The organism is Bradyrhizobium viridifuturi (assembly GCF_001238275.1).
Taxonomy (GTDB): domain Bacteria; phylum Pseudomonadota; class Alphaproteobacteria; order Rhizobiales; family Xanthobacteraceae; genus Bradyrhizobium; species Bradyrhizobium viridifuturi.
Map to the genome: position 1 here is coordinate 167,725 of NZ_LGTB01000004.1, position 26,381 is coordinate 194,105.

General features: G+C 66.1%; 15 protein-coding genes and 3 pseudogenes. 12 read left to right on the top strand and 6 right to left on the bottom strand.

Annotated elements, in window-relative coordinates:
- Window positions 1–43 precede the first annotated feature (43 nt).
- The 7 genes from ALC15_RS05825 (at window position 44) to ALC15_RS05855 (ending at window position 13,202) form a co-directional block, all read left to right on the top strand.
- On the top strand, window positions 44–5,251 hold the full coding sequence (locus ALC15_RS05825; protein WP_050626450.1) for an alpha-2-macroglobulin family protein: 5,208 nt from the start codon (window positions 44–46) through the stop codon (window positions 5,249–5,251).
- Window positions 5,248–7,362, top strand: a complete 2,115-nt coding sequence (pbpC, locus tag ALC15_RS05830; RefSeq protein ID WP_050626451.1) for a penicillin-binding protein 1C — start codon at window positions 5,248–5,250, stop codon at window positions 7,360–7,362. The genes ALC15_RS05825 and pbpC overlap by 4 nt, the downstream gene beginning before the upstream one ends.
- An 82-nt stretch (window positions 7,363–7,444) precedes the next feature.
- Window positions 7,445–9,190 (top strand): ArnT family glycosyltransferase, encoded by a 1,746-nt coding sequence (locus ALC15_RS05835; protein ID WP_050626452.1) that lies wholly within the window; start codon window positions 7,445–7,447, stop codon window positions 9,188–9,190.
- Between the two features lies 1 nt (window position 9,191).
- Window positions 9,192–10,037: a phosphatase PAP2 family protein gene (locus ALC15_RS05840; protein WP_050626453.1), complete on the top strand. Its 846-nt coding sequence runs from the start codon at window positions 9,192–9,194 to the stop codon at window positions 10,035–10,037.
- A 69-nt stretch (window positions 10,038–10,106) separates the two neighbouring features.
- The gene (locus ALC15_RS05845) at window positions 10,107–10,868 is read left to right on the top strand and encodes a glycosyltransferase family 2 protein (protein WP_050626454.1); all 762 of its coding nucleotides are present in this window, start codon (window positions 10,107–10,109) and stop codon (window positions 10,866–10,868) included.
- Window positions 10,868–11,206: a lipid-A-disaccharide synthase N-terminal domain-containing protein gene (locus tag ALC15_RS05850; protein WP_050626455.1), complete on the top strand. Its 339-nt coding sequence runs from the start codon at window positions 10,868–10,870 to the stop codon at window positions 11,204–11,206. The genes ALC15_RS05845 and ALC15_RS05850 overlap by 1 nt, the downstream gene beginning before the upstream one ends.
- 262 nt (window positions 11,207–11,468) lie before the next feature.
- Window positions 11,469–13,202 carry a M23 family metallopeptidase gene (locus ALC15_RS05855; RefSeq protein WP_050626456.1) on the top strand — a complete coding sequence of 578 codons (1,734 nt, stop codon included), beginning with the start codon at window positions 11,469–11,471 and terminating at the stop codon, window positions 13,200–13,202.
- A gap of 18 nt (window positions 13,203–13,220) precedes the next feature.
- Here ALC15_RS05855 and ALC15_RS05860 read toward each other — a convergent pair.
- Window positions 13,221–14,902, bottom strand: a pseudogene (locus tag ALC15_RS05860) (Na/Pi cotransporter family protein).
- Between the two features lie 336 nt (window positions 14,903–15,238).
- Here ALC15_RS05860 and ALC15_RS43095 point away from each other — a divergent pair.
- Together ALC15_RS43095 and ALC15_RS05870 are read left to right on the top strand one after the other, a co-directional pair.
- On the top strand, window positions 15,239–15,484 hold the full coding sequence (locus ALC15_RS43095) for a PilZ domain-containing protein (protein ID WP_021079298.1): 246 nt from the start codon (window positions 15,239–15,241) through the stop codon (window positions 15,482–15,484).
- 140 nt (window positions 15,485–15,624) lie between these two features.
- Complete coding sequence (locus ALC15_RS05870) at window positions 15,625–16,449, top strand: tetratricopeptide repeat protein (RefSeq protein ID WP_050626457.1); 825 nt, start codon at window positions 15,625–15,627, stop codon at window positions 16,447–16,449.
- 24 nt (window positions 16,450–16,473) lie between these two features.
- Here the strand turns inward: ALC15_RS05870 and ALC15_RS05875 are convergent, their stop codons facing one another.
- From ALC15_RS05875 to metC, 5 genes and pseudogenes are all read right to left on the bottom strand, one after another.
- Window positions 16,474–17,742, bottom strand: a complete 1,269-nt coding sequence (locus tag ALC15_RS05875; protein WP_050626458.1) for a CpaE/TadZ family protein — start codon at window positions 17,740–17,742, stop codon at window positions 16,474–16,476.
- Complete coding sequence (locus tag ALC15_RS05880; protein ID WP_050626535.1) at window positions 17,739–18,476, bottom strand: CpaD family pilus assembly protein; 738 nt, start codon at window positions 18,474–18,476, stop codon at window positions 17,739–17,741. The genes ALC15_RS05875 and ALC15_RS05880 overlap by 4 nt, the downstream gene beginning before the upstream one ends.
- Before the next feature lie 33 nt (window positions 18,477–18,509).
- A pseudogene (locus tag ALC15_RS05885) lies at window positions 18,510–19,948 on the bottom strand (type II and III secretion system protein family protein).
- Window positions 19,949–19,988: 40 nt separating this feature from the next.
- Window positions 19,989–20,795 (bottom strand): Flp pilus assembly protein CpaB, encoded by an 807-nt coding sequence (gene cpaB / locus ALC15_RS05890; protein ID WP_050626459.1) that lies wholly within the window; start codon window positions 20,793–20,795, stop codon window positions 19,989–19,991.
- Between the two features lie 289 nt (window positions 20,796–21,084).
- Window positions 21,085–22,281, bottom strand: coding sequence for a cystathionine beta-lyase (gene metC / locus ALC15_RS05895; RefSeq protein WP_050626460.1), 1,197 nt, complete (start codon window positions 22,279–22,281; stop codon window positions 21,085–21,087).
- A 328-nt stretch (window positions 22,282–22,609) separates the two neighbouring features.
- Here metC and ALC15_RS05900 point away from each other — a divergent pair.
- The 3 genes and pseudogenes from ALC15_RS05900 to ALC15_RS05910 all read left to right on the top strand — a co-directional run bounded on the left by ALC15_RS05900 (window position 22,610) and on the right by ALC15_RS05910 (window position 26,373).
- Window positions 22,610–23,625 (top strand): annotated as a pseudogene (locus ALC15_RS05900) (amino acid ABC transporter substrate-binding protein).
- A gap of 25 nt (window positions 23,626–23,650) precedes the next feature.
- Window positions 23,651–24,856, top strand: coding sequence for an amino acid ABC transporter permease (locus tag ALC15_RS05905; RefSeq protein WP_050626461.1), 1,206 nt, complete (start codon window positions 23,651–23,653; stop codon window positions 24,854–24,856).
- On the top strand, window positions 24,853–26,373 hold the full coding sequence (locus tag ALC15_RS05910) for an amino acid ABC transporter permease (protein WP_050626462.1): 1,521 nt from the start codon (window positions 24,853–24,855) through the stop codon (window positions 26,371–26,373). Before ALC15_RS05905 ends, ALC15_RS05910 begins: the two co-directional genes overlap by 4 nt.
- Window positions 26,374–26,381 lie beyond the last annotated feature (8 nt).

Genomic DNA, 26,381 nt, shown 5'->3' on the forward strand with positions numbered 1-26,381 from the left:
CCCCAACGCGGCGATCGACCGCGGGGCGTTCAGGAGCTCCATCATGATCGGATTGGTTCGTGCCGCCGCACTTTGCGCCGCGCTGGCGCTCGGCCTAGTCAGCGCCCAGGCTGCGGACAAGGCCTTCAAACGCGACGATCTCGCCGATTCCGCGATCAAGCTGGAAGCTCAGATCAAGACCGAGGCGGGTGCGGTCAACAAGTCGGCGGCGACCTTGCGCAGCGATGCCGATGCCGCCTTCAGGCGCAACGATTTCCGCGGCGGGCTCACGATCCTCGGCCAGATCGCGGCGACCGCGCCCGAGGACGGCGCCAACTGGCTGCGGCTGGCCAAGACCGTCTTCCAGATCCGCTCGGCCAGCACCAGCGAACAGACCTTCCTGATGGAGCGTGCATCGACCGCCGCCTACATCGCCTATCAGCGCGCCGGGAACGCGGGGGAGGAGGCCGACTCGCTGGCCGTGCTCGGCAAGGCGTTCGCCGAGCGCAAGCTGTGGCGTCCGGCGCTCGATAGCTTGCGACTGTCGCTCGACCTGCGCGAGGTCGCCGAGGTCAGGGGCCAATACGAGAAGATGCGCGACGAGCACGGCTTCCGGCTGCTCGATTATACCGTCGATTCCGATGCGGCCTCGCCGCGGGCCTGCTTCCAGTTCTCCGAGGAACTGGCCAAGCGCGTCGATTTCGCGCCGTACCTGGCGCTGGCCGGCACCGACAAGCCGGCCCTGTCGGCAGAGGGCCAGCAGCTCTGCGTCGACGGGCTGAAGCATGGCGAGCGCTACAACATCAATCTGCGCGCCGGCCTGCCGTCGACCGTCAAGGAGACGCTGCCGAAATCGGCCGAGTTCAACATCTATGTCCGTGACCGCAAGCCGTTCGTACGGTTTACGGGGCGGGCCTATGTGCTGCCTCGAACAGGCCAGCGCGGTATCCCGGTGGTCAGCGTCAACACGCCGGCAGTCACGGTCGATGTGTTCCGGATCGGCGACCGCAACCTGATCAACACCGTGATCGACAGCGACTTCCAGAGCACGCTGAGCCGTTACCAGCTCTCCGATCTCGGCGGCCAGCGCGGCGTCAAGGTGTGGTCCGGCGAGCTTGCGACCGCGACCACGCTGAACCAGGACGTGGTCACGGCGTTTCCGGTCGACCAGGCGCTCGGCGACCTGCAACCGGGCGTCTATGTCATGACCGCCGCGGCCAAGGGGCCGGGCACCGACGACGACGGCACCCTGGCGACGCAATGGTTCATCGTCTCGGACATGGGCTTGTCGGCCTTCTCCGGCAATGACGGTATCCACGTCTTCGTCAACTCGCTGGCCTCGACCGAACCGGTCGCCAATGCCGAGGTCAAGCTGGTCGCCCGAAACAACGAGATCCTGGCCACTCGGAAGACCGACACCGCCGGCCACGTGCTGTTCGAGCAGGGCTTGGCGCGCGGCGAGGGCGGGCTGTCGCCGGCATTGCTCACGGTGATGGGTGAGAAGTCGGACTACGCGTTCCTAAGCCTGAAGACCAACGCCTTCGATCTGACCGACCGCGGCGTCGCGGGCCGGGCGATCCCGGCCGGCGCGGACGCCTTCGTCTACGCTGAGCGCGGCGTCTACCGTTCCAACGAGACCGTCTATTTGACCGCGCTGCTGCGCGACGGCCAGGGCAACGCGCTGACCGGAACGCCGCTGACCATGGTGATCGAGCGGCCCGACGGCGTGGAATTCCGCCGCGCTGTGCTGCCCGACCAGGGGGCCGGCGGCCGGATGCTGGCAGTGGCGCTGAACTCCGCGGTGCCGACCGGCACCTGGCGGGCCCGTGTCTTCACCGATCCCAAGGGCTCGTCGGTCGGCGAGACCACCTTTATGGTCGAGGATTACATCCCCGAGCGGATCGAATTCGATCTGACGAGCAAGGACAAAGTGATCAAAGCTGAAGTTCCAGTGGAACTTCAGGTCTCCGGCCATTTCCTCTATGGCGCGCCTGCCTCGGGCCTGCAGCTCGAAGGCGACATGCTGGTCGCACCCGCCGCGAACGGCCGGCCCGGTTATGCCGGCTACCAGTTCGGTGTCGACGACGAACAGACAGCGAGCAACGAGCGGACCCCGATCGAGGACCTGCCGGAGGCCGATGCCAATGGCGCCGCCAGCTTCCCGGTGAAGCTCGATAAGGTGCCGGCCTCGACCCGGCCGCAGGAGGCCCAGATATTCATCCGCATGGCGGAGAGCGGCGGCCGCTCGGTCGAGCGCAAGATCGTGCTGCCGGTGGCCCCCAGCGCCTCGCTGATCGGCGTCAAGCCGCTGTTCGGCGACAAGAGCGTCGCCGAGGGCGACAAGGCCGAGTTCGATGTTGTGTTCGTCGCGCCCGACGGCAAGCAGCTGCCGCGCAACGGACTGCGCTACGAGCTGCTGAAGCTGGAGTCGCGCTACCAGTGGTACCGGCAGAACTCGTCCTGGCAGTATGAGCCGGTCAAGTCGACCCGCCGCGTGGCCGATGGCGACGCCAACCTCGCGGCCGATAAGCCGCTGCGTCTGACCTTCCAGCCGCAGCCCGGCCGCTACCGGCTCGATGTGAAATCGACCGACGCCGACGGGCCTGTCACCTCGGTGCAGTTCGATGTCGGCTGGTATTCGGACGGCAGCGCCGACACGCCCGATTTGCTCGAGACCTCGATCGACAAGCCGGAATATGCCTCGGGCGACACCATGACGGTGTCGGTCAATGCGCGGACCGCGGGCAAGCTCACGGTCTATGTGCTCGGCGACCGCCTGCTGACGACCCAGAGCGTCGACGTCAAGGAAGGCACCCAGCAGGTCAAGCTGCAGGTTGGCAAGGACTGGGGCACCGGCGCCTATGTGATGACGACGCTGCGCCGTCCGCTCGATGCCGCCGCCGGGCGCATGCCCGGCCGCGCGATCGGGTTGAAATGGTTCGGCATCGATAAGAAGACACGCACGCTCGCGGTCGAGCTGTCGCCGCCCGCATTGGTTCGGCCGGGCTCGACGCTGAAGATTCCGGTCAAGCTCGGCGGGCTCAACCCTGGCGAGGACGCCAAGGTGGTGCTGGCGGCGGTCGACGTCGGCATCCTCAATCTCACGAACTACAAGCCGCCGGCGCCGGATGATTACTATCTCGGCCAGCGCCGCCTGACCGCCGAGATCCGCGACCTCTACGGCCAGCTGATCGACGGCATGCAGGGCACAACCGGCCAGATCCGCAGCGGCGGCGACGCTGCTGGTGCCGAGTTGCAGGGCTCGCCGCCGACGCAGAAGCCGCTCGCGCTCTATTCCGGCATCGTCACGGTCGGCCCCGACGGCACAGCCGAAGTGAGCTTTGACATTCCGGAATTCGCGGGCACCGCGCGGGTGATGGCGGTGGCGTGGAGCGCCACCAAGCTCGGCCGCGCCAATGTCGACGTGACGGTGCGCGATCCCGTGGTGGTGACCGCGACCTTGCCGCGCTTCCTGCTGACCGGTGACAAGGGCACCATCAGCATGGATGTCGACAATGTCGAAGGCGCCGCCGGCGACTACGCAGTGAGCGTCAAGGCGAGTGGCCCGATCAAGGCCTCGGGCAACCCGACCACGACGGTGAAGCTCGCCGCCAAGCAGCGCACCTCGCTGTCGCTCGGGCTTGAGGCCGGCGGCGCGGGGCGCGCGGATTTCGACGTCAATATTTCCGGGCCGAACGGGCTGACGCTGGCGCGGCACTATGCGCTCGACGTTAAGCCGGCGACCCAAGTGCTGGCGCGCCGCTCGATCCGCACGCTGGCGAAGGGCGAGAGCCTGACGCTGACGTCCGACATGTTCTCCGACCTCGTGCCGGGTACCGGCAGCGTCTCGGTCTCGGCGAGCCTGTCGACCGCGCTCGATGCTGCGAGCATCCTGAAGGCGCTCGACCGCTATCCCTATGGCTGCTCCGAGCAGATCACGAGCCGCGCACTGCCGCTGCTCTATGTCAACGATCTTGCCGCCGGCGCCCATCTGGCGATGGACACCGCGGTCGACCAGCGCATCCGCGACGCGATCGAGCGGCTCCTCGCTCGACAAGGGTCCAACGGATCGTTCGGCCTGTGGTCGGCGGGCGGCGACGACGCCTGGCTCGATGCGTACGTCACGGACTTCCTGACTCGGGCCCGCGAAAAGGGTTTCGCCGTACCGGACGTGCTGTTCAAGAGCGCGCTCGACCGCGTCAGGAACTCGGTGGTCAATGCCAACGAGCCGGAGAAGGACGGCGGCCGCGATCTGGCCTACGGCCTCTATGTGCTGGCGCGCAATGGCGCCGCGCCGATCGGCGACCTGCGCTATCTCGCCGACACCAAGCTGAACAATCTGGCGACGCCGATCTCCAAGGCGCAGCTTGCCGCTGCACTGGCGCTGGTCGGCGACAAGGCGAGGGCCGAGCGGGTCTATGGTGCCGCGCTCGACGCGCTGAACCCGAAACCCGTGCTCGAATTCGGCCGCGTCGACTACGGTTCGGCGCTGCGCGATGCGGCGGCGCTGGTCTCGCTTGCCGGCGAGGGCAATGCGCCGCGTACCACGCTGACGCAGGCCGTGCTGCGGGTGGAAGCGGCGCGGGGGCTGTCGCCCTACACCTCGACGCAGGAGAATGCGTGGATGGTGCTGGCGGCGCGCGCGCTCGCCAAGGAGACGCTGGCGCTCGATATCAACGGCCAGCCGGTCAAGACCGCGGTCTATCGCAGCTACAAGGCCGAGGAGATGACGGGCCAGCCGCTGAAGATCACCAATACTGGCGATGCGCCGGTGCAGGCAGTGGTCTCGGTGTCGGGCTCGCCGGTCACGCCGGAACCCGCCGCTTCCAACGGCTTCAAGATCGAGCGCAGCTACTTCACGCTCGACGGCAAGCCGGCCGATGTCACCAAGGCGAAACAGAACGACCGCTTCGCGGTTGTCCTGAAGGTGACGGAAGCCAAACCGGAATTCGGCCACATCATGGTTGCGGATTATCTGCCGGCCGGGCTCGAGATCGACAATCCGAACCTGGTGTCGTCAGGCGATTCCGGCACGCTCGAATGGATCGAGGATGGTGTCGAGCCGAAGAACACCGAGTTCCGCGATGACCGATTCATCGCGGCGATCGACCGCGGCGCCAACGACAAGTCGGTGTTCACGGTTGCCTATGTCGTGCGCGCGGTGTCGCCGGGCAAGTACGTGCTGCCGCAGGCCTATGTCGAGGACATGTACAATCCCTCGCGCTACGGCCGCAGCGGCACCGGTGCGGTTGAGGTGAAGCCGGCGAAATGAGTGCAACGTTGAGGACAGCACCGGAACGCGGATCGGGCTGGCGACGGATCAAGACCGTCCTCGCGATCTGCGCCGTCGCGACGCTGGTCGCGGCCGGCGGCTTCGCCGGCTGGGTCGTCTCGCTCGGTCCGCTACCGCTCACGCAGGCGCAGCAGGTCTCCACCACCGTCGTCGATCGCAACGGAAAACTGTTGCGCGCCTATGCGATGGCGGACGGGCGCTGGCGGCTGCCGGTCGATGCCAGGACATCAGTCGATCCCGGTTACCTGAAGCTGCTGTTCGCCTATGAGGACAAGCGCTTCTACGAGCATCACGGCATCGATCCGCTGGCGTTGTCGCGCGCCGCATTCCAGCTGCTCACAAGCGGCCATATCGTCTCGGGCGGCTCGACGATCACGATGCAGCTGGCGCGGTTGATCGAGCCGCGGCACCAGCGTTCGGTCTACGCCAAGTTGCGCCAGATGGTGCGGGCGGTCGAACTGGAGCGCCAACTCTCGAAGGACCAGATCCTAGATCTCTACCTCGCGCTGGCGCCGTTCGGCGGCAATCTCGAGGGTGTGCGCGCCGCCTCGATCGCCTATTTCGGCAAGGAGCCGAAGCGGCTCTCGCTCGCCGAGGCCGCGCTGCTGGTGGCGCTGCCGCAATCGCCGGAGCGGCGGCGGCTCGACCGCTTCCCCGCGGCCGCGCATGCGGCGCGCGACCGCGTGCTCGACCGCATGGTCGAGGACGGCGTGGTGTCGAAACAGGACGCCGCGCAGGCCACCGCAACGGCAGTGCCGAAGCTGCGCAAGCAGATTCCGATCCTGGCGCCGCATTCGTCCGATCAGGCGATCGCGACGATGAAGGATACGCCTGTCATCAAGCTGACACTGGACGCGACGCTACAACGGAACCTGGAGGCGCTGGCACGCGACCGCGCCATTGCGCAGGGACCTGACGTCTCGGTCGCGATCGTCGTGGTCGACAACGAGAGCGGCGACGTGCTCGCGCGCGTCGGCTCGGCGGATTATTTCGACGAGCGACGGGCCGGGCAGGTCGACATGACCCGCGCGGTGCGCTCGCCGGGCTCGACGTTGAAGCCGTTCATCTACGGCCTCGCTTTCGAGGATGGCTTTGTGCATCCCGACAGTCTGATCGAGGACCGGCCGATCCGCTTCGGCAGCTACGCCCCGGAAAATTTCGACATGACGTTCCAGGGCACGGTGCCGATCCGCAAGGCGCTGCAATTGTCGCTCAACGTGCCGGCGATCGCGCTGCTCGACCGGGTCGGCGCCAGCCGGCTGTCGTCGCGGCTGAAGCAGGCCGGCACCAGTCTGGTGCTGCCGAAGGACGAAGCACCGGGCCTTGCGATGGGTCTCGGCGGCGTCGGCATCACGCTGCAGGATCTCGCCCAGCTCTATTCCGGCCTGGCGCGGCTCGGCGCCACCAAGCCGCTGCGCGAGATCATGCAGGAGACTGATCGCCGCGACACGATGCGGCTGATGGATCAGGCCGCGGCCTGGCAGGTCGGCCATGTCCTGCTCGGCACGCCCCCGCCGGAGAACGGTGTGCACAACCGGATCGCCTTCAAGACCGGCACCAGCTACGGCTATCGCGATGCCTGGTCGGTCGGCTTCGATGGCCGCATCACGATCGGGGTCTGGGTCGGCCGCCCGGACGGCGCGCCGGTGCCGGGTCTGGTCGGCCGTACGGCGGCGGCGCCGATCCTGTTCGACGCCTTCGCGCGCACCGGCAAGATCCCGGCGGCGTTGCCGAAACCGCCGCGGGGCGTGCTGGTCGCCTCCAACGCGAAATTGCCGCCGCCGCTGCGCCGGTTCCGGCCGCTGGGCGAACTGGTCCGCAGCGGCAATGATCAGGCCCCGCACATCCAGTTTCCGCTGAACGGCTCGCGCATCGACGTCGATCAATCCGATGGCGGCCGCAATGCGCCGCTGCCGGTCAAGGTTGCTGGCGGCGTGCTGCCGCTGACGGTCCTCATCAATGGTGTCTCAGCCGGGGACATCGACAGCCGGCGGCAGCGCCTGATCGAGCCACCCGGGCCGGGCTTCGCGCGGCTCACCGTGATCGACGCCACGGGTGCCGCAGATACCGTTGTGATCCGCGTGCAATGATCGCGCGGGAAAGCGGATCGGCATCGTTGGAAAGCGGAACAGCACGGTTGTTTGCGCTGCGGTTTCATCGTATGCGAAACCCATGGTGGATAGCCTCCAACCCCGGCGCTTTGGAGCAGGGCAACAGTCTGTAAAACCTGCGCATTCGAGCCGCAGGCTGTTCATGGCGTTCGAGTTCGCAACGGCCAGCCAATGGCGTTCGGTCCTGTTCCTGACGCTGACCTGCCTGGTGCTGTTCCTGCCGGGTTTCTTCACCATCCCGCCGGTTGACCGCGACGAGGTACGCTTTGCCCAAGCGACCAAGCAAATGGTCGAGAGCGGCGATTTCGTCGACATCCGTTTCCAGGACGACGTCCGCTACAAGAAGCCGGTCGGCATCTACTGGATGCAGGCGGCGGCACTGAAAAGCATCTCCGCGCTCGGGGTGCCGCGCGCCCAGGTCCGTATCTGGGTCTACCGCCTGCCGTCCCTGATCGGCGCCATCGGCGCCGTTTTGCTGACCTATTGGACGGCGCTTGCGTTCGTGACACGGCAGGGGGCGGTGCTGGCCGCCCTGATGATGGCAAGCTGCGTGTTGCTTGGGGTCGAAGCGCGGCTCGCCAAGACCGACGCCATGTTGCTGCTCACGGTCACCGCAGCGATGGGCGCGATGGCGCGCGTGTATCTGTCCTGGCAACGCGGCGAGGATCCGGCCCATCCATCATGGGGCCCGCCCGCTATCTTCTGGACCGCGCTGGCGGTCGGCATCCTGCTCAAGGGTCCGTTGATCCTGATGTTCGTCGGCCTTGCGATGGCCGGGCTTGCGATACTCGATCGCTCGGCGGCGTGGTTCTGGCGGATGCGTCCGGTGTGGGGCCTGATGTGGACCCTGGTGCTGGTGCTGCCCTGGTTCGTGCTGATCTTCTTGCGCGCCGGCGAGACCTTCTTTGCCGACTCGGTCGGCGGCGACATGCTGAGCAAGCTTGGCGCACAGGAATCGCACGGCGCGCCGCCCGGGCTCTATCTGCTGCTGTTCTGGATCACGTTCTGGCCCGGCGCACCGCTCGCCGGCATGGCGGCACCGGCGATCTGGCGCGCGCGCCGCGAGCCCGGCGCGCAGTTCCTGCTGGCCTGGCTGATCCCGTCCTGGATCGTGTTCGAGGCGGTGCTGACCAAGCTGCCGCATTATGTGCTGCCGCTCTATCCCGCGATCGCGATCCTGACCGTCGGCGCGCTGGAGCGGCGCGTGCTGTCGCGTTCGCCCTGGTTGCTGCGCGGCGCAGCCTGGTGGTTCGCGATCCCCGCGTTCGGCGCGGTGCTGGTGATTGTCGGCGCCATCAAGGCGATTCATCAGCCGGTGTTTCCGGCGTGGCCGTTGTTCGCTGTTGCGATGGTGTTCGGCCTGGTCGCGTGGTGGATGTTCGAGGACAGCCGTGCCGAACGCTCGCTGCTCAATGCGGTGATTGCGGCGGCGCTGATGGCCGGTGCGACCTACGGCGTGGTGCTGCCGCGGCTTACCACCGTGTTTCCGAGTCAGGAAGTCGCGCGCGCCTTGCGCAACGTGACCTGCGTTGGCCCCAAAGCGGCGGCGGCCGGCTTCCACGAGCCGAGCCTCGTCTTCATGACCGATACCTCGACGCTGCTCACCGACGGATCCGGCGCCGCTGACTTCCTCGGGCAGGGCTCCTGTCGCTTCGCGCTGGTCGAGCAGCGCTCGGAGCGCGCCTTCGTGCAGCGCGCCGAGGCGATCGGCCTGCGCTACAACGCGCCGGTGCGCATCGAGGGCTACAACATCTCGCAGGGCAAGGCGGTCTCGATCGCGATCTTCCGTTCCGAAGGGACGGAGTGACATGCCGGCGCCGCCCGCCAACCTGGAATCCGCCAACTATTTCGGACGATTGCTGACGCTGGTCTGGCTGTCCCTTGCTCAGCTCGTGCGGGCACCGTCGCATTCGCGTCGGGCCGAGGCGGCGCGACGCTCTGCGCGCCACGTACTCCTGCTCGTCGTGATCGTCGGCGCCGTGATCGTCACGCTGATGTATGCGGTCGATGTCACCGAGATCAGCCTGATGCCGCCACGCGGTACGCCTGGTCTCTGGTGGGTCAAGATACTCACCGATTTCGGCAAGGACGAGTACGTGCTGAGCGCGCTGGGCGTGCTGCTGGTTGTTCTCGCATTGACGGCGCCTGCGCTGCGCGGTGTGCCGCGCGCGACTTTGCTCGGCTTGGGGACGAGGCTGCAATACCTGTTCCTGTCGATCGCGCTGTCGGTCGCTGTGGGTGAAGTGATCAAGTGGGCCGTCGGCCGCGGACGGCCGTTCGTCGGCGGCAAGGCCAACGCCTTCAACTTCCAGCATTTCGCGGGCACGGAAGCTTATTCGAGCTTTCCGTCGGGACATGCGATCACGGCTTTCGCGCTGGCGTTCGCCGTTTCGGCAGTCTGGCCGCGTGCGCGGGTCGCGATGCTGGTCTATGCGCTGATCATCATCGCGACGCGGCTGGTGCTGTTGGCCCATCATCCGAGCGACGTGGTGGCCGGCGCGGCCGTCGGCGTGATCGGCGCAATGGCGGTGCGCTACTGGTTCGCCGCCCGCCGCCTTGGTTTCGCCATCGATCGTGACGGCACGGTCGTGGCCCTGCCGGGACCGTCGGATGAACGCCTCAAAAGGGTTGCGAGGAGCGCCTTCGCCCCATAAAAGCGGTCGCCCGGCGGCCGGATCGGGCGGGTTCCAGCCGCGAACCCCACATCAACCACGAGTACCGAATTGCCTGTTTCCGACCAGACGCCGGTCGCCGTTTCCATCGTCGTGCCCGTGCGCAACGAGGCGGACAATATCGCGCCGCTAATCGCCGAGATCGCGGCGGCGCTCGACGGACGCTGGGTCTACGAAATCGTCTACGTCAATGACGGTTCGACCGACGACACCGGTGATCGGTTGAGCGCGATCATGGCGCAGCGCCCCAATCTCCGGCAACTCCGCCACGCCGTTTCCTCGGGCCAATCGGCGGCCGTTCGCAGCGGCGTGCGCGCGGCGCGCGGTGCGATCGTGGCAACGCTGGACGGGGACGGCCAGAACGATCCTGCCTTCCTGCCGAACCTGATCAGGGCGATCGAGGGCGGCAATGGCCGGGTCGGCCTTGCCGCAGGCCAGCGCGTCGGCCGCAGGGACACTGGCTTCAAGAAGCTGCAATCGCGCATCGCCAATGCGGTGCGTGGCATCATCCTGCGCGATGGTACCCGCGACACAGGCTGCGGCCTGAAGGCGTTTCCGCGCGAGGTGTTCCTGGCGATGCCCTATTTCGACGGGCTGCATCGTTTCCTTCCGGCGCTGGTCCGCCGCGAGGGCTTCGCGATCGCCTATGTCGATGTTGTCGATCGCCCGCGCCATTCCGGCGTGTCGAATTATGGATTCTTCGACCGGCTATGGATCGGGATCATGGATCTCGGCGGCGTGTGGTGGCTGATCCGCCGCAAGAAGCCGACGCCGCTCGTCACAGAAGTGCCGGTCGTCACCGAGGTGAAGTGATGCTGATTCAGTACGGTCAGGCGTTGAGCGCCTACCTCTACGATGTGTTCATCGCCAAGTTCGACTTCTGGCTGGCGTTCGGCCTCATCGCGCAATTGTTCTTCACCGCACGCTTTCTCGTGCAGTGGATTTCCAGCGAGCGCGCGGGCCAGAGCGTGGTGCCGATGGCGTTCTGGTTCTTCTCGATGGGCGGCGGTCTGATGACGCTGGTCTACGGGTTCGCCAAGCGCGAGCCGATCATCATCCTCGGGCAGGGCCTTGCGACGCTGATCTACATCCGCAACATCATGCTGATCGTGAAGAACCGCGGGCGCGCCTCGAAGACGCTCGACAACTGACCCTCGCGGCTGTCCGTACGGCGAGCGGTATGCCGGGCCTCCTCGTCAATCTCGAGAGATTCCAGCTTCGCGCTCGGCGCGACAGCAATGCGTCCGAATTCAGACGACGGTCAAACAATCGCCCCAAGGCGTATGGCATCTACGTTTCGTGGTGGGCGTGGCGGCATCCCTGAGTCCATGCGCCAAGGGATGAGGGCCGTCGATGACCAGCCGTGGCGAACCGGGGAAAGCGGCTGGTGATCGATCGAGCGTCCGCGATGTCATGTTGCTTGACGAGCCGCCGCTGACCGGCGAGCGCGGTCTGCCGGACCGGCGGGCCGTCAGCATCCGCTGGATGGCTGGAACGATTCTGATCGGGACCGCCGCCGTCGCGCTGCTTGGTGGCGCGCTTCGCGGAACATTTGGCTATCGCGCGCGATTCGCAGCATCGCCGGTCGTCTCACTTGCCCGCTTCACGGGGCAGGTGGTCGACGAGGCGCGGCGCGGCGATCGTCTGGATCGCAGGCCCGGCCTACAAGGTGATTCCTCGGCGCTCAAGATCGAGCAGCTGAGCGATGCAGGGGCGGTCCGCCCATATACCCGCGTGTCAGCGCGGCTCGCGGAGATCGACCCCGAACCACAACCGGACCATCGTCGCGACGTACCGGGAGAGGGTAAGGACGACCAGCGGGTGGGTGCGCTGCCGGAACTGCCAGCCATCATTCGGACAGGTCCATCACGTCGCGGACTGCCGGGCGGGACCACCGCTTATGCCGCCGATGAAGAGGTGCCGCGCGTGCCTTCGCCGATTGGTGAGGCCGTCAATGTCACTAGCCTTCCGAAGTCTACTTCATCGTCTCGTCACCATCGGCACGTCGTCATTGCGAGAGCCGGTGACACGCTGTCCGCCATCCTGCGGGCGTTGACCGCAGCGGCGCAGGATGCGCCGGCGATCCTTGCCGCTTTCCCGTCGCAGGGCGAGACGCTGTCGGGTGGCGAGAAGATCACGATCGTTGAACAGAACGGAGACGCCGGTTCGCCACGCAGCCACATCGCCAAAGTGTCGATCGAGCGGGCAGACGCCCGTGTTGCCGCCGTCGGTCGCGCGGATAGCGGGCAATACCAGGCGATCGTGCCGGAGCAGCCCGACGCCGCCGTGGGGAATGAGGGTGTGCTGCGCCAGTCGGTCGGCACGCACGCCGTGCCTGGCGAAACGCTGCGTGACGGCCTCAACGCGCTTGCGCGCTCCAATCACGTCGACGAGGGAATCGTTGCCGAACTGATGCGGCTGTGTGGCCGCGATTTCGACCTCGACGGGCCGCTCGGCGACAGCGATGTGGCCGAGATCATCTACGCGCCCAACGATATCGGCCAACCGGAGCTGGTCTTCATCGACTTGACGGCGGGTGGCCAGACGCGCCGCTACTATCGCTTCACGGCGCCGGATGACGGCAGCTCCGATTTCTATGATGCGGATGGCCAATCCATCACCAAGTTTCTGTTGCGCAAGCCGGTCGTCAGCGGGCGCCTCGGTGACGGCTTCGGCTGGCGCATTCATCCGATCCTTGGCGACCGCCGCTTCCATGAGGGCGTCGATTTTGCGGCTCCCTATGGGTCGCCGATCGCGGCCGCGGGCGCCGGCGTCGTCGAGACCGAAGGCTATGAACGAGGCTACGGGAAATATGTCCGAGTGCGTCACGATCGCGGCTACGAGACCACTTATGCCCACATCGCGAGCGTTCCGGCCGGGCTGAAGATCGGAGACCGCGTTCGTCAGGGCGAGACGATTGCGTATGTCGGATCGACCGGGCTTTCGACCGGACCGCATCTCTATTACGAGGTCCGGATCAATGGCCGCAATGTCGATCCGCTGCGGATGAAATTGTCAGGCGGCCGGGTGCTGCAAGGGGATCTCCTTGGCGTCTTCGATCGCCAGCGCGACAGCATCGACGAGCTCGCCGCCGCCTCGGCGTTTCCACAGCACCAGCCTGGCCCCGAACATCGGCCGCCGACCTAGTCGGGAAGGCATGTCGGATCAGAGTCGCCCGGGCGCCGGGAGTTCGGCTGCTTCCGCCGCATTCTCGCGATCGACCGCGGTCTCGCCGGCGGCATCGAGCACTGGATAGCGACCGAGCAGATATGCGAATGGACGCGGCGTAGGTCGCGCAGCACGTCGAGATGCAGCGACGTGGTCTCGATGGTCTCGGGCCGGCCCTCGCGCAGCCGCTCCAGATGGCGTTCGACGGCGGCGAGTTCCGCAGCGCGCAGCGCCGCCTTCTCGGTGAGCAGCTTGCGCGCCTCGTTCGCATCGCCCGACATGAACACGCCGAACGCGATCCGCAGCGAATCGATCGTGCGCTTGTGGAATGCCGACAATTCCTCGGCGCCCTCGGCCGAGAACTGCAGGCGATGCTTGATCTTCTTGGTCGCGAGCTCGCTCAGGTTCTTGTCGACGATGTCGCCGATGTGCTCGAGGTTGATCGCGAACGCGACGATCTCCATGGCGCGGTGACCTTCGCGCTCATCCAGGCTGCCGCGGGTGAGCTTCGTGACGTAGAGCTTGATCGCCTCGTTGAGCCGGTCGACGGTGTTGTCCATCTTCGACACCTGGTCGACCAGGGCGCGATCGTTGGTCAGCATCGCCGCCATCACCTTGCGCAACATCGCCTCGGTGTGGTCACCCATGTGCAGCACCTCGCGCGCGGCATCGGCCAGCGCGAGCGAGGGCGTCTCCAGTGCGCTCTCGTCGAGATAGCGCGGCCGAGACGGATCGGTCTCCTGTGCCCGCTTCGGCAGCAGCCGCTCGAGCAGCCGCGCCATGTGGTCGAGCACGCCGATGAACAGAAGCGCGGTCGCAACGTTGAAGGCAATGTGGAACAGCGCGGTCGCCTTGGCGAGATCGGGCTGCCAGGCGCTGATGGTCTCGGTGATCGGGCGCAGGAACGGCGCCACCAGCAGGATGCCGACGACACGATTGACGAGGTTGCCGACCGGCAGCCGGTAGCTCGCCGGATTGTCACGCCGTGCGCCTTCCATCAACGGGTTGATGGCGCTGCCGAGGTTGGCGCCGAGCACGAGCGCGAACGCGGCATAGGGAGAGATGAATTGGGAATAGGCCAGCGACATCACCAGCAGCACGCTGGCGACGCTGGAATGGACCAGCCAGGTCACACCAGCGCCGATCACGATGCAAAGCACGGGATCGCCGGTGATCGCGTTCAGGAATACGCGCACGCCCGGGGCATTCTCGGCCGGCGCCATCGTATCGAGCAGGATATGCAGCGCCAGCAGCATCAGGCCAAGGCCGATCGAGACCCGGCCGAGGTCCTTGATCCGGGAGCGCGGCCCGCTGCGGAATGCGACGAGGCCGACGATGAACAGCACCGGCGCCACCGCTGCGACGTTGAACGACAGCACCTGCACGATCAGCGTGGTGCCGATATTGGCGCCGAGCATGATCGCAAGCGCCGGCACCAGGCTGACGATCTCCTCGGCGGCGAAGGAACTGGTGATCAGGGCGGTCGCGGTCGAGCTCTGGAGCAGGGCGGTCAGGCCGAGGCCGGCGCCGAGGGCGGTGAACCGGTTGCGCAGCGCTCTCGCCAGCAACAGCCGCAAATCGGGCCCGAAGGCCCGCAGGATCCCGCTATGGACCATGTGCAGGCCCCACAGCAGGAGAGCGACGCCCCCCATCAGATCAAGCAGAACAAGACTTCCCATACGTCCTGGATATCCCGGCAAATTCGAGTCGAAGGGGTCACGCTATAGGGCCAATTGACCCGCGATCAACCCCTTTGTTCCCGCTGGAACCGAAGAGCGAAGCAAGAGGTTGCAACGAAGAAGCCTGCCAATTGTGGCGGCTTGCTTCCGGGGCCGGGACTGGCCCAACCCGCGGACGGGTCCCCTGGCCCCAGATCGGACGGCGACCGGTCGAGCCCGGTAAACGAATCCTAGAGATGACCGTTCAATTGCGATGGGATCCGCTAGGCAGTTCCCAATCTTTCCCCGTTATGACGGTAGAAACGAGAAGCTGTCCAGCAAGGCTTGGGGATCAGGATGTTTGTCAATCGCCGCAAGAGCGAACGCCGTGAGTGCCGGAGCGTCGCGAAAATTCAATTGGGCACAGGGTCGTTGCCGCGCGACTGCATGATCACCGACATCTCGGCCGGCGGCGTCAAGGTGATCGCTGAATATCTGGAGATACCGCCGGAATTCACCATCATCCTTTCGAGCGGCAGCCCGCGCCAGTGCCGTCTGGCCTGGCGGATCGGGCACGAATTCGGCGCCCAGTTCGTGGACTGACTCCGCCACCAGGGCTGATGCCCGCCAAGGCGGGCAGTCGCGCTTCTGGGCCGGATGACGGCGAGATGATGGCATCCTTAACCGGAACTTAGGGTTAAGCTGTGAGCATCCCGGAACCTTCGCTGTTCCGAGTCTCGTTGATGTCTGAGAAACTAACCCGACCTTCCGGCCGCATGCATCGTCTTGCCGGCTCGGTATCCGCCGTGATCCTGCTGATCGGCCTGTCCGCCTGTCAGACCTCGGGTCCGTCCGACATCACTGGGTCACTGGGCGATACCGCTGAGGCCACGCCGGCTCCCGCGGACCCCCGGCGCGACATCGTGACCTATCACGAGCGCGTCCGTGCCAATCCCAAGGACACTGACGCCGCGCTGAAATATGCCCGGGCGCTCCGCGCCACCGGCCAGCGCGCGCAGGCCGTCGCCGTCATGGAGCAGGCGGTGCTGGCGCAGCCCAGCAACAAGGCGCTGCTCGCCGGCTACGGACGGGCGCTCGCCGACAACGGCAACTTCCAACAGGCATTCGACGTGCTCGGGCGCGCCCACACGCCGGAAGACCCGGACTGGCGCATCCTGTCGGCGCAGGGCGCCGTGCTCGACCAGCTCGAGCGCCACGAGGAGGCCCGCCAATATTATGCGAGCGCCCTCAAGATCGTGCCCGAGGATGCCTCGGTGCTCTCCAATCTCGGCCTGTCCTACCTGCTGTCGAAGGACCTGCCGAAGGCCGAGGAGACGCTGCGCCGTGCCCGGGAGCGCGCCCCCGACGACATGCGGGTACGCACCAATCTCGCTGTCGTGGTCGGTCTGGAAGGCCGCCAGTCCGAGGCGGAAACCATCATGAAGGCCGATCTGCCGCCGGAGCAGGGCTCAGCCAATGTCGCGGTGTTGAAGCGGCTCCTGGCGCGCAGGGACGCGAGCCGCAGCGAGCCGGACAAGATCCCGGTCGCGGCCAGCCGTCGCGACTAGGCCGTTCAGCGCCCTGGATTGAAGCTAGCCCGCAGCGCGGCGTCCATCGCCGCGGCGCGACTGCAGCTTCTTGAGGATCGGCGACAGGAACGATTCGCGGGTCTCGGCGAGATCGGGGCGGCCGGTCAGGCGCTGCGCGATCTGCAGGAAGGTCCTGGTGGTGCGGTGACGCGCGGAGACTTCCGCGATCATCTGGCCGTTGTTGGCGGCTTCACCGAACAGCCTGCAATCGAACGGGATGGTCGCGATCGGCTGGCTCTCGATCGTCTTGGCGAAGTCCTTGACCTCGATCTCGGGCCGCTTCGACATGCCGACCTGGTTCAGGCAGTAGAGCGGCGGCCGGTCGTTCGGACGCGCGGCCTTGAGCAGGTTCATCATGTTCTTGGTATTGCGCATGTTGGCGAGGTCGGGCTCGGCGACGATCAGGATGTCGTCGGCGCCGACCAGCACGCGCTTGGTCCATGCGGTCCATTGATGCGGGACGTCGAGCACGATGCAGGATGTGGTCATGCGCATCGTATCGAAGATCGCGTCGAAGGCTTCCGCGCCGAAATCGTAGACCTGATCGAGGGTGGCCGGGGCCGCCAGCAGGCTGAGATGGTCGCCGCATTTTGCAAGCAGGCGTTCCATGAAGGCGCTGTCCGGACGTTCCGGCGCGAACACCGCGTTGGCGATGCCCTGTGTCGGATCCTGGTTGTAGTCGAGCCCGGCGGTGCCGAAGGCGAGGTCGAGATCGACGACGACCGAATCCAGACCGAGATCGCGCGCGATGGTCCAGGCGACATTATGGGCAATGGTCGAGGCGCCGACGCCGCCCTTGGCGCCCGCGACCGCGATCAGGCGGCCGACCGATACCGCTTCGGAGGACGAGAACAGGCCGCAGATCGAGCGCACGATGTCGAGCACCTTGACCGGCCCGATCACGTAGTCGTTGACGCCGCGCCGGACCAGCTCGCGATACGGCGCGGTCTCGCCGGGCGCGCCGAGCACGACGACGCGGGTGCCGGGATCGCAGACCGTCGCGAGCTCGTCGAGCGCGGCGAGCAAATCGGTGTCAGGCTCGGTCTCCAGCATGATGACATTGGGCGTCGGCGCCTTGTGATAGGCATCGATGGCAGCGGCGATGCCGCCCATGTGGACGGAGAGGTGAGCCTTGGCAAGCCGGCGGTCGTCAGCGGCAGCGCGCGCCGTGGCGGCGGTCGCGACGCTGGCGCAGAACGCCTGCACGGAAATCCGCGGTGCCGGCGCGATGTGGTCGTTGGAGTGCTGTGGCTCGTCCTGTTGTTCGGTCATTTCGCGGCGTCGCTCAGCTTGGCTCTATCGGCTTCTGGATAGGTGGTCGCGGTCGTCTCACCTTTGCTGTATTTCTGGAACGCGATCGACCGGCGCGGGGTGTAGGATGCGGTCTCGGTCCGCGGCTGTTCGAGGTCGGACGGATTGGCAACCATCGCGGCGAGGTTGCGCTGGGTGGCACAGCCGAAATTGTCCCACTGCTTGTTCTCGTTGTAAGCCGGATTGTAGATCGAGGGACCAAGGTCGGCCGGCCACGTGCCGCAGGGCCCGGCGACCGCGGCCATCTTCGGATAGCTGAGGCGGATGGTCGGCAGCGCGCGCGGATCGTCGAGGCGATAGGAGCGCCTGGTGATGGCATGGGCGGGCACGCCCATCGACGCCAGGACGCCGTGGATTTCCTGGTACACCGCCTGGGCGGAGCGCGCGTTCGCGGTGTCGGCGGGCACGTCGACCGCGATCGCGCCGGTGCCTTCGCGGCGCCAGCTGCGGGCGAGCCCCATGACGTCATCGCGCTGGGTCTCGGTGAGATTGCCGCGGGCGCGGCCCACGAACACGACGATCGATTGTTCGCCTTCGGTGATCGCGATCGGATGCCGCTGCCGGTAGTCGTCGGGCACGGTGCCGGTAACGACATCGCCCGTCAGATTGCAGCCGCCGAGCGCGATCGCCGTGGTGACGAGCGCGCCGAACAGCGACAACGTTCTCGCGTGACCTGCTTGTGTGTTGCGTGTCATCATAGGATCCCCCAACCCCTTCAGGTCCGCGCCTCAGTCGATGATGAAGCCGAAATTGACCGGCGTGGCGCCGATCGGCTCGGCACGGGCGGCAACGCCGTAGATGCGATTGACGCGCGCCAGCAGCGCGACTGCGCGTCGGAGGCCGGGGCGAAGCCGTCATCGGGTCGTGACAATTCCTTCTGCGCAACGGCGCGCACCACATAGGGCGTCACGATGACCATGAGCTCGGTCTCGTTGTTAACGAAGTCCTGGCTCCTGAACAGCTGTCCGAGGACCGGGATCTGATCGACGCCGGGCATGCCGTTGATGGCCTGCTTGGTCTGCTCCTGGATCAGGCCGGCCATCGCGACCGAGCCGCCGGAGGGCACTTCCAGCGTGGTGTCGGCGCGGCGGGTCTTGATCGAGGGAATGGTCGTGCCGCCCTGGCCGCCGGTGAGCGCGTTGTCCATCGAGACTTCGGACACCTCGGTCATCACCTTCAGGCTGATGCGTCCCTCGGACAACACCACCGGGGTGAAGTTGAGCGAGATGCCGAACTTCTTGAAGCTGACGGTCTGGACGCAATTGCCGATCGTACCCGTGCTCGAGGTCTGGCAGGTCACGCCGGTCGGAATTGGAAACTCGCCGCCCGAGACGAAGGTCGCGGACTCGCCGGAGATCGCCGTGAGGTTCGGCTCGGCCAGCGTCTTGACCACGCCCGCGCTCTCCATCGCCCGCAGCGTCGCGGTGACGGTCGGCACACCGAGCTTGTTCAGCGCCGCGCCGGTCAGCACGTTGCTGGTGAGCGGCCCGTTGTTGGCGGTGAAGGGGTTGGCGTTGTTGAAGACCACCGCGGCGGTGCCGTAGTTCATGTTGGCGGTGAGGTCGACGCCGAGCTGCTTGACGACGTCCCGGCGCACCTCGGCGACGGTGACCTTCAGCATCACCTGGTCGCGGCCGCGCACCACGATGGAGTTGACGACCTTGTCGGGGCCGCCGACGAGCTTGGCGGCGATATCGCCGGCCTGCTGGGCCTCGACCGGGCTTGCTACCGTGCCGGTCAGCACCACGCTCTCGCCGACGCCCTCGATCTGCACGCCCGGCAGCATCTGTTTCAGCGCGGCGCGCATGCCGTTGAGGTCGCGCTTGATCGCGATGTCGTAGGAGGCGACCTGGTTGCCGTCGGCGTCGAAGAACACCACGTTGGTCTGGCCGACCGCCGAGCCGATGATGTAAGCCCGCTGGGCCGAGCGGATCACGGCGTTGGCGATCTTGGGATCGGCGACCAGAACGTCCTTGGCCTCGCGCGGCAGGTCGACCACCACCGACTTGCCGACGCCGAGCGAAACGAACCGCGTCTTGGCGGCAATGCTGCTCGTCACCGCGACATCCGCATTCTTGTCCGGATCGGTCGCGCTGGCGAGGGCAGGGATCAGCATCACGGCGGTGACCGCCGAGATCGACAGCGAACGGACCAGCGTGGTCCGCATCGCCAGTTGTTTTGCAGCCGTTGTCATATCGAAGCCCCCATCACTTCTGTGTCGTCTGAGAGCTCGGGATGCCGAAGCGCACCACCCTGATGCTCTCGCCCCGCTTCGGGGCGTGATCGCTGGTCTCGTCGGTCTTCTCGTTGACGTCGGCGATGCTGCGCAACGCCAGCGCCAGCGTGCCGCTCTGCCGCGCGCGCGCGAGCGTCTCGGCCTGTTCAGGCTTGAGCTCGAGGGTCACGGTCTTGCCGACGAGGGAGTTGTTGCCGTCCTTTTCCTTCGGCGCCTGGTCGATCGCCAGCACGCGGACGTTGGACAGCAGGATTTCGGTGGTGATGATGTCGCGACCGCCGCCCTGCACCTGATCGGGATTCTTGTCGCGCCGCGACAGGATCACATCGACGCGGTCGTTCGGCAGGATGAAGCCGCCGGCGGCGGTCTCCGGCGAGATTTCCGTGGAGATCGCGCGCATGCCGGAGGGCAGGATCGCAGCCATGAAGCCGCTTCCGTTGGCTTTGACCAGTTTCTGCTCGCGGATCGGCTCGCCGACGATGAAGGGGGCGCGTGCGATCGAGCCGATGACGTCATTCATCGCGTTGGCATTGGCGTCCTGGCGGATGAATGCGCTGCTGGCGGTCTCCGCCGGCCAGCGCTGCCATTGCACGTCTTCAGCCTTGACCGACTGACCAAGTCCGATGTCGGACTTCGCCACCAGCACCTCGACGGTCGGCAGTTGTACCACTGGCGGCGCGACCGGCGCCGGTTTGCGATCGCCTGTGCTCGCCAGATACATGGCCGCGAGGCCTGCGACGCCGGCGATGCCGAGGACCACGATGCGTGCCGTCTTCATGCGATTGTCTGAATGCCCTTAACGCGGGGCAGTCACGTCCTTGCGGCACTGACAGCCCTTCCCGGGAGCATCACTACGGCCGCAAAAGTATAAGGGAACTTGATGGAAGGTCCGGACAATTAAGGGATTGGTGGGGATGGTGAACGGCGGGTTATCGGCGTTCGTCGCATCTCCGCAGAATCCCGGAGATCGTGTGTCTGCAACGCGCGCGGACGTCGGCCGCAACGCGGGCATCACGGCCGGTCGGCCGTGGTTAATGTCGTCCGACGCGCGAGCCTGCGCGACAGGCTCAGAGCGCTGCCTTCAACGCGGCAAAGCCACGGTCGAGATCGGCCTTGAGGTCGTCGAGATTTTCGAGCCCGATATGCAGCCGCAGCGTCGGCCCGCCCGGCGACCATTTGGTCGCGGTGCGATAGTCGCTGCAGTCGAACGGGATGGCGAGGCTCTCGAAGCCGCCCCAGGAAAAGCCCATGCCGAACAGCTGGAGCGCATCGAGCATCGCATCCACGGCGGCCTGCGGTGCCGGCTTCAGTACGATGCTGAACAGGCCGGAGGCGCCGGTGAAGTCGCGCTTCCAGATCGCATGGCCCGGATCGGTTTCCAGGGCAGGGTGCAGCACGCGCGCGACCTCGGGCCGCGCGCCAAGCCAGCGCGCGATCTCGAGCCCGGAGCGGTGGTGCTGTGCAAGCCGCACCGACAGCGTGCGGACCCCGCGCAGCGCGAGATAGACGTCGTCGGGACCGGCGCAAACGCCGAGCAGGCGGATCGCCTCCTGAACCAGCGGCCAGGCCTTGGCATTGGCCGCGATGGTGCCGAACATGATGTCGGAGTGGCCGCCGATATATTTTGTGCCGGCCTGCATGCTGATGTCGACGCCCTGTTCGAGCGAGCGGTGATAGAGCGCCGTCGCCCAGGTGTTGTCGTCGATCACCAGTGCGCCGCGAGCATGCGCCACCGCCGCTATCGCACGGACATCGGGCATCTCGAAGGATTGCGAACCGGGCGCCTCGACCAGCACCGCGCGGGTGTTCGGCTTGAACAGCGTCTCGATGCCGGCGCCGACCAGCGGATCGAAATAGCTGGTCTCGATGCCGTAGCGCTTCAGCATGTTGTCGCAGAAATTGCGGGTCGGCCGATAGGCGTTGTCGCACACCAGCAGGTGGTCGCCGGCCTTCAGGACGGCGAGCAGCGTGGTGCTGATCGCCGCCAGTCCCGAAGGGGCGAGGCCGACGCCCGCGCATTGCGGGCCTTCCAGCGCCATCAGCACGTCCTGCAGCGCCCGCGTGGTCGGGCTGCCGTGGCGGCCATAGGTGAATTCGGCGCGGTGGGCGTGCAGCGCCTCGGCGGTCGGATAGAGCACGGTCGAGCCGTGGAAGACCGGCGGGTTGACGAAGCCCTTCTGGGCCTTGGTGTCGCGGCCGGCCGTGACCAGGCGGGTCGCGGCGTCTTGTGGGCGGGAGGGCGTGGAGCCGTCGGAGGAGGTCATGGTTCGCTGCCGTTGGACTTTAGACTTTTTGCCGCAGCCGTACCGCGTCGGGAAGACGGGGCCGCGCCGGGAGTTGCTACTAACAAGAGGTAGAAGACATGCGTCAACCCCTTGACCCGGCTCGCCAGTCGCTATGTGATGCGGCGCAACTACCCGTCGCCGCACGTTGAGGGGCCTGCCGCGACCTAGGATCCGTTGCCTGACCGGTTGCACGCCAAACTGCCGGTTTGATCAGCACTATTTGCTGCAGGGGATCATTGGGATGGCCCGTGAACGCGAGGCGATCACAAAGCAAACGTCCAACGGACGACCCTGAAAGGCCCCGCCCATGAAACGCGTATCCCTGGCTGTCACACTTGCCGCTGCCGCCGTCCTGTCGGTCCAGGCGCCTCGGCGCAAACCCTCAAGACGGTCAAGGATCGGGGCCAGCTGTCCTGCGGCGTCAGCCAGGGCCTGCCCGGATTTTCGGCACCCGACGACAAGGGGAACTGGACCGGAATCGACGTCGACGTGTGCCGGGCCATCGCCGCCGTGGTGCTCGACGACCCGACCAAGGTCAAGTTCGTGCCGCTATCGGCCAAGGATCGCTTCACCGCGCTGCAATCCGGCGAGATCGACGTGTTGTCGCGCAATACCACCTGGACGGTGTCGCGGGACACCTCGCTCGGCGCCAATTTCACCGGCGTGACCTATTATGACGGGCAGGGCTTCATGGTGAAGAAGTCGCTCAAGGTCAACTCGGCGCTCGAACTGAACAGCGCTTCGGTCTGCGTGCAGACCGGAACCACCACGGAGCAGAACCTCGCCGACTTCTTCAAGGGCAACAACATGAAGTACGAGGTGATCGCGTTCGGCAGCATCGACGAAGCGGTCAAGGCCTATGAATCCGGTCGCTGCGACGTCTTCACCGACGATGCCTCCGGACTTTATGCCAGCCGTCTGAAGCTCGCGAACCCTGCCGATCACATCGTGCTTCCGGAAATCATCTCCAAGGAGCCGCTGGGGCCGATGGTGCGCCACGGCGACGACCAGTGGTTCGACATCGTGAAGTGGACGCTGTTTGCGATGATCAATGCCGAGGAACTCGGCATCACCCAGAAGAACGTCGACACGATGCTCAAATCCGACAAGCCGGAGATGAAGCGGGTGCTCGGCACCGACGGCAATCTGGGCGAACAGCTGGGCCTCACCAAGGACTGGGTGGTGCGGATCGTGAAGGCGGTCGGCAATTACGGCGAGACCTTCGAGCGCAATGTCGGCACCGGCTCTCCGCTCGGTATCGCTCGCGGCGTCAATAATCTCTGGAACAAGGGCGGTATCCAGTACGCGCCGCCGATCCGCTGATCGATCCCGGCCGACGACTGCCGCGATGAGCATCGCGCCCCGCAAACCACCGCTGCAATTTGCCCTCAGGCTGAAGCGTGCGCTTGGCGGCAAGGCCGGCTGGAACGGGTTGGCCGCCCAGATTGCCTTCGCCGCGATCCTGGCCTGGATCGCCTACGAGATCGTGGCGAATGCACGCACGAACCTGGAGACCCAGCACATCGCGTCGGGCTTCGGCTTCCTCAATTACAATGCGGGCTTTGATGTCAATCAGAGCCTGATCGCCTACAACAATTCCGACACCTACTGGCGGGTGTTCTTCGTCGGCCTGTTGAACACGATTCTGGTCTCGGTGATCGGAATCGTACTTGCCACCGTGATCGGCTTCATCGTGGCGTTGTGCCGCTTGTCGCCCAATTTGCTGCTGTCGCGGATCGGCGGCATCTATGTCGAGATCGTCAGGAATTTGCCGGTCTTGTTCCAGATTTTGTTCTGGTATCTCGCGGTGCTCGCGGCGCTGCCGGCGCCGCGGCAGAGCATCTCGATCTTCAATACGTTCTTCCTCAACAATCGCGGCCTGGTCGTGCCGCAGCCGGTCACCGAGCCGGGGCTCTATCCGTTCGTCGCCGCGCTCGCGGTCGGGATCATCTTGGCGCTGGGATTGCGACATTACGCGCGGCGTGCCCTGTTCCAGCGCGGACAGATGATCCGGATCTGGCCCTACGTGCTGGGTTGTCTCGTCGGTCTGCCGCTGGTCTCTATGCTGGTCTTCGGCGAGCCGTTGAAGTTCGAGCTGCCTCAGCTGAAAGGCTTCAACTTCGCCGGCGGCGCGCGGATCATTCCCGAATTCGTTGCGCTGACGGTCGCGTTGTCGACCTACACGGGGGCTTTCATCGCCGAGATCGTCCGCGCCGGCGTCATGTCGGTCCACAGGGGCCAGATGGAGGCAGGCTCGTCGCTCGGCCTCAGCCGCGCCGCGACGCTGCGGCTGATCGTGGTGCCGCAGGCGATGCGCGTCATCGTCCCGCCGCTGACCAGCCAGTACCTCAATCTCACCAAGAATTCGTCGCTGGCGGTGGCGATCGGCTATCCGGATCTGGTCTCGGTCTTCGCCGGCACCGCGGTGAGCCAGACCGGCCAGGCGATCGAGATCATCGCGATGACGATGGGCGTCTACCTGCTGCTCTCGCTGACGACGAGCGCGCTGATGAGCGTCTATGGCTGGCGCATCAACCGGAGCATGGCGGCATGACGGATATCTCCGCCTCGTCGTTTGTCCGCCAGGACCTGGTCGCCGAGCGCGCGGCGCCGGCAAAGACCACCGGCTTCATCGGTTTCCTGCGCACGCGATTGCTGAATTCGCCGGGCAACATCTTGCTCACGATCCTCGGGCTCCTGCTGGCCTGGTACATCGTGATCCCGGCAATCAAGTTCCTGCTGGTCGACGCGATCTGGACCGGTAAGGATCGCACCGCCTGCCTCGCCGAAAAGGCGGGGCACGAAGTCGGCGCCTGCTGGCCCTATATTCAAGCCAAGCTGACGCAGCTGATCTATGGCTTCTATCCGGAAGCCCATCGCTGGCGCGTTAATCTGACTTACGGGCTCGGCGCCGCGCTGCTGTTGCCGCTGCTGATGCCACGCCTGCCGGCGAAGGCCCTGAACTCCGGCCTGTTCTTCTTCGCGTTTCCTGTGGTGGCGTTCTTCCTGCTGCACGGCGGTGGCATCGCCGGCTTCGGCATGAGCTGGACTGCCGGCCTGTTCGAGCTGTTCGAGCAGAGCATCGGCGGCGCCGGCGATCTGCTGGTCAATCTCAGCAAGAGTTCGGCGATCGCCCCGCTGCTGTGGGTCCTGGGCAAGCTGCTCGTCTTGGTCGGTTTGCTGATCCATTGGCTGATCTTTCCGCTGACCTGGCTGCGCGATCAGTTACAGGCTTCCTCGGCGCCGGTCTGGGGTGATTTCCTCCTCACCGCCGTGATCGTCTCCGCCGTGTTGTTCGTGCTCGGAGGCGGCATGCGCACCGGCCACAGGGCACTGATCGGCAGCCTGCTGACGTTCGCCGGGATCGCTGCCGGCATCAAGCTGATGGGGCTCGATCGCGGCGGCTTTCCCATCGTCGACACCCGGCTGTGGGGCGGTCTGCTGGTGACGCTGGTGATCGCGATCACCGGCATCGTCGCCTCGATGCCGATCGGGATCGCGCTCGCGCTGGGCCGACGCTCGACCATCCCGCTGATCCGGATCTTCTCGATCGCCTTCATCGAGTTCTGGCGCGGCGTGCCGTTGATCACGGTGCTGTTCTTCGCGACCTACATGCTGCCGCTGTTCGTGCCGGGCAATTTCGCCGTCGACGGCCTGTTGCGCGCCTTGATCGGTGTCGCGATCTTTACCGGCGCCTACATGGCCGAGGTGATCAGGGGCGGGCTCGCTGCGGTGGCGCGCGGGCAGGCGGAAGCCGCATCGGCGCTCGGCCTGTCCTGGTGGAAGACGACGTCGCTGATCGTGCTGCCGCAGGCGCTGCGCTACGTCATTCCCGGCATCGTCAACAGCTTCATCTCGCTGTTCAAGGACACCTCGCTGGTGTCGATCGTGGCGCTGTTCGACCTGTTGGGTTCGCTGCGGGCGTCGTTCTCGGACCCGAACTGGTCGACGCCGACCACGGCCTTTACCGGCTTTGCGTTTGCCGGGATGATCTATTTCGTGTTCTGCTTTGGAATGTCGCGCTACTCGCTGTTCGTCGAAAACCGGCTCAACGCTCACCGCCGCCACTGAACAAGGTC

Coding starts and splice junctions, on each gene's coding strand:
- ALC15_RS05825 (WP_050626450.1), top strand. CDS start 44: ATGATCGGATTGGTTCGTGCCGCCGCACTTTGCGCCGCGCTGGCGCTC.
- pbpC (WP_050626451.1), top strand. CDS start 5,248: ATGAGTGCAACGTTGAGGACAGCACCGGAACGCGGATCGGGCTGGCGA.
- ALC15_RS05835 (WP_050626452.1), top strand. CDS start 7,445: ATGGTGGATAGCCTCCAACCCCGGCGCTTTGGAGCAGGGCAACAGTCT.
- ALC15_RS05840 (WP_050626453.1), top strand. CDS start 9,192: ATGCCGGCGCCGCCCGCCAACCTGGAATCCGCCAACTATTTCGGACGA.
- ALC15_RS05850 (WP_050626455.1), top strand. CDS start 10,868: ATGCTGATTCAGTACGGTCAGGCGTTGAGCGCCTACCTCTACGATGTG.
- ALC15_RS05855 (WP_050626456.1), top strand. CDS start 11,469: ATGTTGCTTGACGAGCCGCCGCTGACCGGCGAGCGCGGTCTGCCGGAC.
- ALC15_RS43095 (WP_021079298.1), top strand. CDS start 15,239: ATGTTTGTCAATCGCCGCAAGAGCGAACGCCGTGAGTGCCGGAGCGTC.
- ALC15_RS05870 (WP_050626457.1), top strand. CDS start 15,625: ATGTCTGAGAAACTAACCCGACCTTCCGGCCGCATGCATCGTCTTGCC.
- ALC15_RS05875 (WP_050626458.1), bottom strand. CDS start 17,742: ATGACCGAACAACAGGACGAGCCACAGCACTCCAACGACCACATCGCG.
- ALC15_RS05880 (WP_050626535.1), bottom strand. CDS start 18,476: ATGACACGCAACACACAAGCAGGTCACGCGAGAACGTTGTCGCTGTTC.
- cpaB (WP_050626459.1), bottom strand. CDS start 20,795: ATGAAGACGGCACGCATCGTGGTCCTCGGCATCGCCGGCGTCGCAGGC.
- metC (WP_050626460.1), bottom strand. CDS start 22,281: ATGACCTCCTCCGACGGCTCCACGCCCTCCCGCCCACAAGACGCCGCG.
- ALC15_RS05905 (WP_050626461.1), top strand. CDS start 23,651: ATGAGCATCGCGCCCCGCAAACCACCGCTGCAATTTGCCCTCAGGCTG.
- ALC15_RS05910 (WP_050626462.1), top strand. CDS start 24,853: ATGACGGATATCTCCGCCTCGTCGTTTGTCCGCCAGGACCTGGTCGCC.